This window comes from Bacillus sonorensis NBRC 101234 = KCTC 13918 (assembly GCF_001592005.1).
GTDB classification, from domain to species: domain Bacteria; phylum Bacillota; class Bacilli; order Bacillales; family Bacillaceae; genus Bacillus; species Bacillus sonorensis.
This window is the reverse complement of record NZ_BCVZ01000019.1, coordinates 1-13,075: the sequence shown is the minus strand read 5'-3', so window position 1 is coordinate 13,075 and position 13,075 is coordinate 1. Positions and strand designations below refer to the sequence as shown.

Below are 13,075 nucleotides of genomic sequence, written 5' to 3'. Positions count from 1 at the left end.
AGGTTTAATTGATTTTGCAGCAAAAAGCGCTATCAGCACTTGAATTTCATAAAGTAAAAGAGCAGCTTGCAGAGCATGCGGCATCTTCATTAGGGAAGGAGATGCTCTTTGACCTTAAGCCTTCCCGTTCATTGGAGGAGGTCAAAAAGCTGCAGGAAGAAGTCGATGAGGCGGGGACTGTCCTGCGCCTAAAAGGCAGCGCCCCTTTTGGCGGCCTGTCAGACATCAGAAAAGCGTTAAAACGTGCCGAAATCGGCAGTCTGTTAAGCCCGGCTGAGTTTACGGAAATATCGGGCCTGTTATATGCTGCCAAACAGATGAAGCATTTTCTTGAGGGCCTGTTTGAAGACGGCGTTGAGATCCCGTTTCTCCATCAATATGCGGAAAAGCTGATTCCGCTGTCAGACTTGGAAAAAGACATTAACTCATGCATCGATGACCATGGAGAAGTGCTTGACCATGCATCAGAGAGCTTAAGGGGGATCAGGACGCAGCTGAGGACGCTTGAATCAAGAATCAGGGACAGGCTGGAAGCGATGCTGCGCTCCTCTTCCGCGCAGAAAATGCTTTCAGACACGATCATTACGATTCGAAACGACCGTTTCGTCATTCCTGTTAAACAGGAATACAGGTCAAGCTACGGGGGAATTGTGCATGATCAGTCATCTTCGGGGGCGACGCTGTTTATCGAGCCTCAGGTGATTGTGGATATGAACAATTCGCTTCGCCAGGCAAAAGTAAATGAAAAGCAGGAAATCGAACGGATTTTGCGCATGCTGACAGACAAGACGGCAGAGCATACAGATGAGCTTTTTCACAATGTCAAGGTCCTGCAGACCCTTGACTTTATATTCGCAAAAGCGAAATACGCGAAGGCGACAAAGGCGGTTAAGCCGATCGTCAATGCGGACGGCTATGTCCGCCTCATTCAAGCCCGCCATCCGCTTTTGCCCGCCGATCAGGTCGTTCCGAATGATATTGAGCTCGGTGGGGAATATACCACGATTGTCATCACCGGTCCGAATACGGGCGGAAAAACGGTTACGCTGAAAACACTCGGCCTGCTGACCCTGATGGCGCAGTCCGGACTTCACGTTCCGGCCGGGGAAGGTTCGGAAACCGCTGTATTTGACCAGGTTTTTGCAGATATCGGGGATGAACAGTCGATTGAACAAAGCTTGAGTACGTTCTCGTCACACATGGTGAATATCGTCGATATTTTAAAGGACATGACGGAAAACAGCCTTGTGCTGTTTGATGAGCTCGGGGCCGGTACTGATCCCCAGGAAGGAGCGGCCCTTGCCATCAGCATCCTTGACGAAGTGTACCAGACCGGCGCCCGCGTCATTGCGACGACCCATTATCCGGAGCTGAAAGCCTACGGCTACAACCGCGACAATGTCATCAATGCGAGCGTCGAATTTGACATCGAAACCTTATCTCCGACGTATAAGCTGTTAATCGGGGTGCCGGGGCGAAGCAATGCGTTTGAAATTTCAAAGCGCCTCGGTTTGCCTGATCATTTGATCGGCCGCGCGAAAGCTGAAATGACGGCCGAACACAATGAAGTCGACACGATGATCGCGTCGCTGGAAGACAGCAAGAAACGCGCGGAAACAGAGCTTGCCGAAACAGAAGCGATCCGGGCGGAAGCCGAAACCCTTCACCGCGACCTGAAAAGGCAAATCAGCGAGTGGCAGGAGAAAAAAGACAGGCTCTATGAAGAAGCCGAACAAAAAGCGGCCGAAAAAGTCAGGGAAGCCGTGAAAGAAGCAGATGAAATCATCCAGTCGCTGAGAATGATAAAAGAAGATCATAAAGCGTTTAAAGACCACGAATTGATTGACGCTAAGAAACGTCTTGAAGAAGCGGTGCCTTCGTTTGAAAAAACAAAAAAGCCCGTTCAGAAAAAAACGGACAAGCGCGCACTAAAACCGGGTGATGAAGTAAAGGTCCTGACCTTTGGCCAAAAAGGAACGCTGCTTGAAAAAACGGACGCAAATGAATGGAATGTGCAAATCGGCATCTTGAAGATGAAAGTGAAAGAAAAGGATCTTGAATTCTTGAAATCAGCGCCAGAACCCGAAAAACAACAATCGATCGCCAAAGTCAAAGGCAAGGATTATCACGTCTCACTGGAACTCGACCTCAGGGGAGAGCGCTATGAAAACGCGCTTCACCGGGTTGAAAAGTATTTGGATGACGCGGTGCTTGCAGGATATCCACGGGTATCGATCATTCACGGAAAAGGAACCGGCGCTCTTAGGAAGGGTGTTCAAGATCTCTTGAAATCCCACCGCAATGTGAAAAACTCCCGGTTCGGCGAAGCGGGAGAGGGAGGATCAGGAGTTACGATTGTCGAACTAAAATAAAAAGGGAGTCTGGAAACATGAAAGAGTTTTGGGAAAACGACCTTGTGGAGATCGCCGCCTATTACAGCGTTTCTATTCTTTGTCTGGTGATATTCTTGAGCATTTTTGAGCTCGTCACCTCGTACAAAAACTGGGAGGAAATTCAAAAAGGAAATGTGGCGGTGGCAATGGCCACAGGCGGAAAAATTTTAGGCATCGCCAACGTGCTCCAAAAATCGATCAGCCAGCATAATTCACTGCTGCAAATGATGGGCTGGGGACTATTCGGTTTCGCACTGCTGTTGATCGGCTATTTCATTTTTGAATTTCTGACGCCGCGGTTCAAAATCGACAAGGAAATTGAAAACGACAACCGCGCCGTCGGCTTCATTTCATTTGTGATCTCCGTCGGCCTGTCATTCGTCGTGGCCTCCGGAATCTAAAGGGGACAACCATGGAGAAATTAGCGAAAATCCTGTTCTGTGCTGCCGGAATATTTGTGATCATCGGACTTATTTATATTGTGTTTTACACTTAAGAAAGGAGGCGCCTGAAGGGGCGTCTTCTTTCTTTACATAAAAAATTATTACTTTCTGAATATTGTTTTGATATACTGAAATCGAGACTATTTTGTTAAGGGGGGGTCTTATGCCGACAGAAAAGCCGTGGCTGCGTCATTATCCCGAGCAAATTCCTCATGATCTTCACTTTGAAGACAAAACACTGCAATCCATCCTGCAACAATCCGCCCAACAGTTTTCTGAAAAACCAGCGATTTATTTTCTCGGAAAGAAACGAACATATCGGCAAGTATATGAAGAAGCTTTAAAAATGGCAGATTATTTATTGTCTCTCGGCATGAAAAAAGGAGACAGGGTTTCGATTATGCTGCCGAACTGCCCTCAGGCTGTCATTGCGTATTACGGCGTTCTTTTCTCCGGAGGAATCGTCGTGCAGACAAATCCTCTCTACACGGAAAGGGAGCTTGAACATTTGCTGAAAGACAGCGGAGCCGAAATCATCATCACCCTTGATATGCTATACCCGGCGGCTTTTAAAATGAAAGCGTTAACAAATGTAAGGCATATCATTGTTACGAGCATAAAAGAATACCTTCCTTTTCCTAAAAATCTGCTCTATCCGATTGTCCAAAAAAAACAGCAGCAGTTTTCCATTGAAATAACGGAAAATGAAACGACACATCTATTCCGGACGATCATGAAGCGGCCCGTCCCGGCTCAACCGCCGGAAATCGCCGCTGACCCCGCTCATGATATAGCGGTGCTGCAATATACCGGAGGCACGACAGGCACACCGAAAGGCGTCATGCTTTCCCATCGGAATATTTTGGCCAATATGGAAATGTGTGCGGCATGGTTTTACCGTTTGAAAAAAGGAAATGAAAAAGTGCTTGGAATCGTCCCGTTTTTTCATGTATACGGGATGACGTCCGTATTAAATTTTACGATCAGGCAGGGGTATGAAATGATCCTGCTGCCGAGGTTTGACGCGGGCATGGCTCTGAAAACGATCGATAAAGAAAAACCGACCATTTTTCCGGGTGCGCCCACCATCTATATCGGTCTGCTGAACCACCCTGATGTGCACCGCTATGACCTCTCATCCATCAAAAGCTGTCTAAGCGGATCGGCCGCACTGCCTGTCGAAGTCAAGCAGCAGTTCGAAAAGGTCACCGGCGGAAAGCTGGTCGAAGGATACGGACTGTCTGAGGCGTCACCGGTCACACATGCCAATTTTATTTGGGATCAAAATAAAGCGGGAAGCATCGGCTGTCCGTGGCCGGGAACAGACGCCGCCATCTATTCTGAAGAAACCGGCGGTTTTCTCGGACCTTATGAGCATGGAGAAATCATTGTGAAAGGTCCGCAGGTCATGAAGGGCTACTGGAACAATGATGAAGAAACCGCAGCCGTTCTCCGGGATGGCTGGCTTTTTACAGGAGATATCGGCTACATGGATAAGGACGGCTTCTTTTATATCGTCGACCGGAAGAAAGATCTGATCATCGCCGGCGGGTACAATATTTATCCCCGTGAAATCGAAGAGGTGCTCTATGAACATGAAGCTGTGCAGGAGGCTGTCGTAGCGGGAATTCCCGACGAATACAGAGGAGAAACTGTTAAGGCCTTTGTCGTTTTAAAGGATCATGTTACAATTACAGAAAAAGAATTGGACGAATATGCCAGATCGCGTCTGGCTTCATACAAAGTGCCGAAAGTATACGAGTTCAGGGATGAGCTTCCAAAAACGGCGGTGGGGAAGATTTTAAGAAGAGCGCTTGTCCACGGGGAAAAAGCGAACATATGAGATCCGACGTCTGCCGCCTGCAGTTGGCGGCGGATGAGGACGAAGTTCTTTATATCGCTTGACAAAGCGCATTTATTTATTTACGATTAACTTATGAATGAATACTCATTCATTAAGCGGAAAGGAACGAAGCCAATTGAAACAAAAGAGACCGAAGTATATGCAGATTATCGACGCAGCTGTTATTGTGATTGCAGAAAACGGATACCATCAGGCACAGGTTTCAAAGATTGCCAAGCAGGCCGGCGTGGCGGACGGAACCATCTATCTTTATTTTAAGAATAAAGAGGATATTCTTATTTCGCTGTTCAAAGTAAAAATGGGCCAATTTATTGAACAAATGAACGAGGAAATGAAAACAAAGCACTCGGCCACTGAGAAGCTCGCGTTGTTCATCAGAAAGCACTTTGAGCTGCTCAGCGGAGACAGGCATCTGGCGATTGTGACCCAGCTTGAATTAAGACAGTCGCATCGGGAGCTCCGCCTGAAAATCAACGAAATCCTGAAGGGCTATTTAACGATTTTAGAGGACATCATCACCGAAGGAATCGAGGCGGGGGAATTCAAAAGCACGCTCGATGTACGGCTGGCGAAACAGATGATTTTCGGAACCGTCGATGAGACCGTGACAACCTGGGTGATGAACGACCAAAAATATGATCTGCCGCAGCTGGCAGACAGCATTCACGAATTGCTGATCCACGGTTTCAGCCATGGGAACAAGGAGGAGAAATAATCATGGGTACATTATCATTGACAAAAGGCGGCCATGTTGCCGTCATAACGATTCAGCATCCGCCGGCAAATGCGCTTTCTACAAAAGTGCTCGACGACCTTTCAGCAAGTCTTGACCAGCTTGCCGAGGACCGGAATATAAGAAGCATCATCATACACGGAGAAGGAAGATTTTTCTCGGCGGGTGCCGATATTAAAGAATTTACTTCATTGATGGACGGATCTGATTATTCGGCTCTTGCCGATAAAGGACAGCAGATGTTTGAAAAGGTGGAGTCGTTTCCAAAGCCGATCATCGCCGCCATTCACGGGGCTGCTCTCGGCGGCGGTCTTGAGCTGGCGATGGCCTGCCACATCCGGATTGCCACAGAGGATGCAAAGCTCGGCCTTCCGGAATTGAACCTGGGAATTATTCCGGGATTTGCGGGGACACAGCGGCTTCCGAAGTATGTTGGCACGGCCAAGGCGCTTGAAATGATCGGAACATCTGAGCCGATTTCCGGAAAAGAAGCGTTTGCCTACGGACTCGTCACCATTTTGGCGAAAGACGAGGCAGAAGTCCTTCAGAAAGCGAAAGAGCTGGCCGGGAAATTTGCCGAAAAAAGCCCGCAGACGCTTGCTTATGTGATCGAGCTTCTCTATTCAAGCAAGGTTTATTCCTATGAAGGAAGCCTGAAGCTTGAAGGAAAGCACTTTGGCGAAGCGTTCCGTTCAGAAGACGCAAAAGAAGGGATTCAAGCCTTTCTGGAGAAGCGCAAGCCGCATTTCAAAGGGGAGTAACAAACGGAAAAACAAGGGGGATAAAGTGAATATGAACATTTACGTCTTAATGAAGCGCACGTTTGACACGGAAGAAAAAATTCAGATTGAACAAGGGGAAATCAGTCAGGACGGAGCGGAGTTCATCATCAACCCGTACGACGAATACGCGATTGAAGAAGCGCTCCAATTAAAGGAGAAGCACGGCGGCGAGATTACGGTCGTCACCGTCGGTGAAGAGGAAGCTGAAAAAGAGCTTAGAACAGCCCTTGCGATGGGGTGCGACAAAGCCGTTTTGATCAATATTGAAGACGACCTGGAAGACGCCGACCAATATACAGCATCAGTCATCCTTTATCATTATTTGAAAGATAGGGAATACGACATCATTCTCGGCGGAAATGTGGCGATTGACGGCGGATCGGGCCAGGTTGCGCCGCGGTTGGCCGAGCTGCTTGGCATTCCGTGCGTCACAACGATCACAAAGCTGACGGTAAACGGCAGCGATGTTGAAGCGGAACGCGATGCAGAGGGGGATCTTGAAGTGGTTCAAACGTCACTTCCGCTTGTCGCAACCGCCCAGCAGGGCTTAAATGAACCGCGCTATCCTTCGCTTCCGGGGATTATGAAAGCGAAGAAAAAGCCTCTTGATGAACTTGAGCTTGACGACCTCGATATTGACGAAGAAGATGTTGCCGCGAAAACAAAGACGATCGAACGCTTTCTGCCTCCGCAAAAAGAAGCCGGCAAAATCCTTGCGGGAGAACCGGAGCAGCAGGCGGCAGACCTTGTGTCGCTGCTGAGAAGCGAAGCCAAAGTGATTTGAGGCGAAAAAGGGAAAGCCAAAACACGGTCATCAAAATACAGGGGGAAATGGGTATGAGCAAAAAAGTTATCGTATTGGGAGAATGCCGGGACGGCTCATTAAGAAATGTCACCTTTGAAGCGATCGCCGCGGGGAAAACGATTGCCGAAGGAGGAGAGGTGATCGGGGTTCTGATCGGTGAAAGCGTTTCACAATATGCGTCCGAACTGATTCAGCACGGCGCTGATAAGGTGCTGACGGCCGAGGATCAGATGCTCAAGCATTCCACATCGGACGGCTATGCGCAAGCATTTTTGCCGATCCTCGAAAAAGAAAACCCTGATGCCATCATCGCCGGACATACATCAATGGGAAAAGACTTTACTCCGAAGCTTGCGGCCCGCTTAGGGACGGGGCTGATCTCAGATGCCATCGACGTCAGCGTGGCTGGGGGGAATGTCGTCTTTACGAGGCCGATCTATTCAGGGAAAGCGTTTGAAAAGATCATTTCTGAAGACGAAACGATTTTCGCGACGATCAGGCCGAACAACATTGCACCGCTCGCTCAGGACGAAAGCCGGACGGGCGCGGTCGAAAGCATGCCGGTCAATATAACAGACATCAGAACGATCATTAAAGACGTGGTGAAAAAAACATCCGAAGGCGTCGATTTATCCGAAGCGAAAATCATCGTCGCCGGCGGACGCGGGGTGAAAAGCGCTGACGGCTTCAAGCCGCTGCAGGAACTGGCGGATGTGCTCGGGGGTGCAGTCGGGGCTTCAAGGGGGGCGTGTGATGCAGATTACTGCGATTATTCCCTGCAAATCGGCCAAACCGGGAAAGTCGTGACACCGGATCTTTATATCGCCTGCGGGATCTCGGGAGCGATTCAGCATCTCGCCGGGATGTCAAACAGCAAAATCATCGTCGCCATCAACAAAGATCCTGAAGCTGATATTTTCAAGATTGCAGACTACGGCATTGTCGGAGATTTGTTTGAAATCGTCCCTCTTTTGACTGAAGAATTTAAAAAGCTGAGCGTCAGCACTTGAAAAAACCGGCCGGCAAGGCCGGTTTTTTGTTAGGCACATTCACCATCAGCCGGAAATAAAATGGGGTATCCCGCATTTTTGCCAGCAGCTGAAAATCAGTATGTCTAAAACTCTGCGGATAGGGAAACGTATACTCAAGCATTATGTTAGCGTGAACCAAAGGGAGATGCTATACTAAAAAGCATAATTTCACAATTGGAGGAATGAAAGAATGGCTATCGTAAAAGCAACTGATCAAACATTTTCATCTGAAACAAGTGAAGGCGTCGTTCTCGCCGATTTTTGGGCTCCTTGGTGCGGACCATGCAAAATGATCGCTCCTGTACTTGAAGAGCTGGATCAGGAAATGGGCGACAAACTGAAAATCGTAAAAATCGATGTTGACGAAAACCAGGAAACAGCCGGCAAATACGGTGTGATGAGCATCCCGACTCTTCTCATATTCAAGGACGGCGAAGTTGTTGAAACATCCGTCGGCTTTAAGCCAAAAGAAGCGCTTGAAGAGCTTGTCAACAAACATTTGTAAGATATAAACGGAGAAAAAGGCGATTCCAGAGGGATCGCTTTTTTCATATGGATATGCCGATTTTCTCCCAGGTGAGGCCTCCAATTGTGGAGAACATGTGGTCGGTCATGATAAACTGAAAGTATGAAAAACGCCGAAACAAGGAAGGATTTTTGATGAACAAAAAAATCAAAGAAAAGCTGGCCCTTCTCCCGGATCAGCCTGGCTGCTACTTAATGAAAGACAGGCAGGATACCGTCATCTACGTCGGGAAAGCGAAAATCTTAAAAAACAGGGTCCGCTCCTATTTCAGCGGGTCCCATGATGCCAAAACACAGCGTCTTGTCAGTGAAATTGAAGACTTCGAATACATTGTCACATCCTCGAACATCGAAGCGCTCATTCTTGAAATGAATTTAATCAAAAAGTACGATCCGAAATATAATGTGATGCTGAAAGATGATAAAAGCTACCCGTTTATTAAAATCACGAACGAGCGGCATCCGAAGCTGATTGTCACAAGGAAGGTCAAAAAAGACAAAGGCCGCTATTTCGGGCCGTACCCCAATGTCCAGGCTGCGAGGGAAACAAAAAAGCTGCTGGACCGCCTCTATCCGCTCAGAAAGTGCGCCAAACTGCCGGACCGCGTCTGTTTGTACTATCATCTCGGACAATGTCTGGCGCCATGCGTATATGATGTGTCTGAGGAGACAAACAGACAGCTCACAGAAGAAATTACCCGCTTTTTAAAGGGCGGCTACAATGAAGTCAAGAAAGAACTTGAAGCAAAAATGCTTGAAGCCTCGGAAAACCTGCAGTTTGAACGGGCGAAAGAATTCCGCGATCAAATTGCCCATATCGAGTCAACGATGGAAAAACAGAAAATGATGCTGAATGACATGGTTGACCGCGATGTATTTGCCTATTCGTATGACAAGGGCTGGATGTGCGTCCAGGTCTTCTTCATCAGGCAAGGTAAATTGATTGAAAGGGATGTCAGCATGTTTCCTCTATACAGGGAAGCAGATGAGGAGTTTTTGACGTTCATCGGGCAATTTTACTCAAAAAACAACCATTTTCTTCCGAAGGAAATTTTGGTGCCTGACAGCGTCGATAAGGACATGATTGAGGAGCTTTTGGACGTGAACGTGCGCCAGCCGAAAAGAGGAGCGAAGAAAGATCTGCTGCTCCTTGCCCATAAAAATGCAAAGCTCGCTTTGAAAGAGAAGTTTTCGCTCATTGAACGGGACGAAGAGCGGACGATCGGCGCGATTGAAAAGCTCGGCAAAGCGCTGGGCATCTACACGCCTTACAGAATTGAAGCGTTTGATAATTCAAATATTCAAGGAACGGACCCTGTTTCGGCCATGGTTGTATTTCTCGACGGAAAACCGCATAAAAAAGAGTACCGCAAATATAAGATCAAGACGGTTGAAGGTCCTGACGACTACGGATCAATGCGCGAAGTCATCAGAAGAAGATATACAAGGGTGCTGAAAGAAAATCTGCCGCTGCCTGATTTAATTTTGATCGACGGCGGAAAGGGGCAGGTGTCTGCTGCCCTTGACGTTCTGGAAAATGAACTGGGTCTCGATGTCCCAGTTGCCGGTCTGGTGAAAGACGATAAACACAGAACATCCAACCTTTTGATCGGTGATCCCCTTGAGATCGTCCAGCTTGAGCGGAACAGCCAGGAATTTTACCTGCTTCAGCGCATTCAGGACGAAGTGCACAGGTTTGCGATCAGCTTCCACAGGCAGCTCAGGGGAAAAAGCGCATTTCAATCGGTGCTCGACGGCATACCGGGCGTCGGCGAACAGCGGAAAAAACTGCTGTTAAAACATTTCGGTTCCGTTAAGAAAATGAAGGAAGCGAGCGCCGAAGATATCCGCAAGCTCGGCATACCTCTGAAAACGGCGCAGCTGATTGAAGAGGCTTTGAAAAAATAATGTTGAACTTTTAAAAAGAATCTGATAGAATTTGTACTAATTTCATAATAAGATCGTGTGATATGGTGAAGATAGAGGTGCGAACTTCAAGAGTAGGCTTGATGAGGAAGATGGATTCCGATGAAGAAAGCCGAAAGGGGAGCGTCGCCGAAGCGGGGAAAAATCCATTCGTTTTTCCTGCTGGCTTTACATTGAATAAATGTAAGGCTGTCAAGAAATCATTTCTTGGAGGGCTATCTCGTTGTTTAAGATCATCGGCATTTTTGTTGGTTAAAGCAATGAGGGAATTCTCTCATTGCTTTTTTTGTACGAAAAAACTGTACAGCCCGCCGGTCAAGCTTTCCTCTTCATACATAAACAAGCACGAACGAAAACAAAAAGGGTGGTTTTTGATGGGTCTCATCGTTCAAAAATTTGGCGGAACTTCCGTAGGGTCAGTGGAAAAAATATTGAATGTCGCAAACCGCGTCATCGAGGAAAAACAGCGCGGTCATGATGTTGTCGTCGTCGTTTCGGCGATGGGCAAATCGACGGACTCCCTCGTCGCGCTTGCTAAGGAAATCACCGGACAGCCGAGCAGCAGGGAAATGGATATGCTGCTGACAACAGGAGAACAGGTGACGATTTCACTGTTGACAATGGCTTTGCAGAACAAGGGGTATGATGCGGTTTCCTATACAGGTTGGCAGGCCGGCATCGAAACCGAAAATATTCACGGCAACGCAAGGATTACGAACATTGATACAGCCAAGCTGAAAGAGCGCCTGAATGAAGGAAAAATCGCCGTTGTCGCCGGATTCCAGGGCATCACAGCGGAAGGTGAAATCACAACGCTCGGCAGAGGCGGATCAGATACGACAGCCGTTGCCCTCGCAGCTGCCCTGAAAGCCGATAAATGCGACATTTACACCGATGTACCGGGGGTTTTCACAACCGATCCCCGCTATGTGAAAACAGCGCGGAAGCTGGCCGGAATCTCCTACGATGAAATGCTTGAGCTTGCCAATCTTGGAGCAGGCGTCCTGCATCCGAGAGCTGTTGAATTTGCGAAAAACTATCAGGTGCCTTTGGAAGTCCGTTCAAGCACCGAAAAAGAAGCCGGCACATTAATCGAGGAGGAATCATCTATGGAACAGAATTTAATCGTAAGAGGCATTGCATTTGAAGATCAGATCACACGCGTGACCGTATGCGGCCTGGCGAGCGGCTTGACGACGCTGTCAACGATTTTTACAACGCTCGCCAAACAGAACATCAACGTTGACATCATCATTCAATCGGTGACAAGCACAAGCAAAACGTCGATTTCTTTCTCCGTGAAAACGGAAGACTTAAAACGGACGGTCGAAGTTCTCGAAGAATACAAAGACGCGCTCGACTATGAACAGATTGAAACGGAAAACAGGCTTGCCAAAGTGTCGATCGTCGGTTCAGGCATGATCTCCAACCCGGGGGTAGCAGCGGAAATGTTCGCTGTGCTGGCGGAAAAAAACATCCAGGTCAAAATGGTCAGCACATCCGAAATCAAAGTTTCGACTGTCGTCAGCGAAGGCGATATGGTGAAAGCTGTTGAAGCGCTGCATGATGCTTTTGAACTGTCGAAAATAAGCGTTTCCGCGAATTAATACCCAATTCCGAAAGACTGGAGAGAAATCTCCAGTCTTTCTCTTTATGAAAAAGAAAAACTCTAGGCAAGGTTTAGTGTTCCAAAAAGCTTTCAGTGTGGTATTAAGAAAAACTCTCCCTGGGTGCTTTGGCTCGCCAACTAAAATATCAGCAAATGGAGGAGTTTTTGTCAAAAGACACTAATAGTTAGGAGACACACACTTGGATTGAAAGCTATCACTTGTAATTGCGCAAAGTACCGAAGACAAGTTATTTATGGAAAAATTAAAAAAGACATCGGAGAAATACTATGTACATTATGTGAAAGAAAAGGTGTGAAGATTATTGAAGTGACAATGTATAAAGATCATGTACATATGTTGGTAAGTATTCCACCCAAATTAATTGTGTCTTCATTTGTAGGATATTTAAAAGGAAAAAGCAGCTTGATAATATTTGCCCGTCTTCAAACTTGAAATACAGTTATGGGAACAGTAAATTTTGGTGTACAGGATATTATGTAGAAAAAGTCGGAAGCAACAAAAAGGTAATAGAAGAATATATATGAAGTCAGATACAAAATGATATCGTTACGGAAACAATTAACGATGATGGAATACATTAATCCCATTTACAGGCGAAGAGGTTAAGAAAAAGAAAATAGGAAGAGGGCCTTTGAGGTCTGGCCAGTAAAAGTAGTACACAGAGCGAACCATTCAGAAGCCTTTTAGGGTTTGGTCAGTAACGAAGGCTTTCAACCGTAGAGAAAACCCCCTGTTATCACGGGTGATGATTATTTATTTCTTAAATTGGATCAAGTATTTATTAGAAATTTGAAAAACTCATCTATTACCTCTGGAAAAATAGTATGAAAAAGGGAGATAAAAACCTTAAAATTTCCTTAACAGTATTTTCAAAAGATAAACAGTATGATATAGTTACCATATAAAGGGGGTGAAAAAATATGGAACTTAATCAAAAAGTAT

The 13,075-nt window shown here is 46.9% G+C and carries 10 protein-coding genes, 1 pseudogene and 1 riboswitch; all 11 genes and pseudogenes read left to right on the top strand.

The annotated features are described in order from the left end of the window. The first annotated feature begins 14 nt into the window (after nucleotides 1-14). The 11 genes and pseudogenes from BTR1S_RS17310 (at nucleotide 15) to tnpA (ending at nucleotide 12,782) form a co-directional block, all read left to right on the top strand. The gene (locus BTR1S_RS17310) at nucleotides 15-2,372 is read left to right on the top strand and encodes an endonuclease MutS2 (RefSeq protein WP_029419143.1); all 2,358 of its coding nucleotides are present in this window, start codon (nucleotides 15-17) and stop codon (nucleotides 2,370-2,372) included. Nucleotides 2,373-2,389: 17 nt separating this feature from the next. After that, on the top strand, nucleotides 2,390-2,794 hold the full coding sequence (locus BTR1S_RS17305) for a DUF350 domain-containing protein (protein ID WP_006637916.1): 405 nt from the start codon (nucleotides 2,390-2,392) through the stop codon (nucleotides 2,792-2,794). A gap of 205 nt (nucleotides 2,795-2,999) precedes the next feature. After that, nucleotides 3,000-4,679 (top strand): AMP-binding protein, encoded by a 1,680-nt coding sequence (locus BTR1S_RS17300; protein ID WP_029419142.1) that lies wholly within the window; start codon nucleotides 3,000-3,002, stop codon nucleotides 4,677-4,679. Between the two features lie 136 nt (nucleotides 4,680-4,815). Further along, nucleotides 4,816-5,415 carry a fatty acid metabolism transcriptional regulator FadR gene (fadR, locus tag BTR1S_RS17295; RefSeq protein WP_029419141.1) on the top strand — a complete coding sequence of 200 codons (600 nt, stop codon included), beginning with the start codon at nucleotides 4,816-4,818 and terminating at the stop codon, nucleotides 5,413-5,415. 2 nt (nucleotides 5,416-5,417) lie between these two features. Further along, entirely contained in the window at nucleotides 5,418-6,194 is a 777-nt protein-coding gene (locus BTR1S_RS17290; RefSeq protein ID WP_006637913.1) for an enoyl-CoA hydratase, read from the top strand. Between the two features lie 31 nt (nucleotides 6,195-6,225). Continuing rightward, nucleotides 6,226-6,999, top strand: coding sequence for an electron transfer flavoprotein subunit beta/FixA family protein (locus BTR1S_RS17285; protein WP_006637912.1), 774 nt, complete (start codon nucleotides 6,226-6,228; stop codon nucleotides 6,997-6,999). Nucleotides 7,000-7,052: 53 nt separating this feature from the next. Beyond that, nucleotides 7,053-8,030, top strand: coding sequence for an electron transfer flavoprotein subunit alpha/FixB family protein (locus tag BTR1S_RS17280; protein WP_029419140.1), 978 nt, complete (start codon nucleotides 7,053-7,055; stop codon nucleotides 8,028-8,030). 211 nt (nucleotides 8,031-8,241) lie between these two features. Further along, complete coding sequence (gene trxA, locus BTR1S_RS17275; protein ID WP_006637910.1) at nucleotides 8,242-8,556, top strand: thioredoxin; 315 nt, start codon at nucleotides 8,242-8,244, stop codon at nucleotides 8,554-8,556. Nucleotides 8,557-8,711: 155 nt separating this feature from the next. Continuing rightward, nucleotides 8,712-10,484: an excinuclease ABC subunit UvrC gene (gene uvrC, locus BTR1S_RS17270; RefSeq protein WP_029419139.1), complete on the top strand. Its 1,773-nt coding sequence runs from the start codon at nucleotides 8,712-8,714 to the stop codon at nucleotides 10,482-10,484. A gap of 64 nt (nucleotides 10,485-10,548) precedes the next feature. Further along, a riboswitch (Lysine riboswitch) is annotated at nucleotides 10,549-10,728 on the top strand. Nucleotides 10,729-10,876: 148 nt separating this feature from the next. After that, complete coding sequence (locus BTR1S_RS17265; RefSeq protein WP_029419138.1) at nucleotides 10,877-12,109, top strand: aspartate kinase; 1,233 nt, start codon at nucleotides 10,877-10,879, stop codon at nucleotides 12,107-12,109. A 183-nt stretch (nucleotides 12,110-12,292) separates the two neighbouring features. Beyond that, nucleotides 12,293-12,782: pseudogene (gene tnpA / locus BTR1S_RS17260) on the top strand (IS200/IS605 family transposase). The last annotated feature ends 293 nt before the right edge of the window (nucleotides 12,783-13,075 follow it).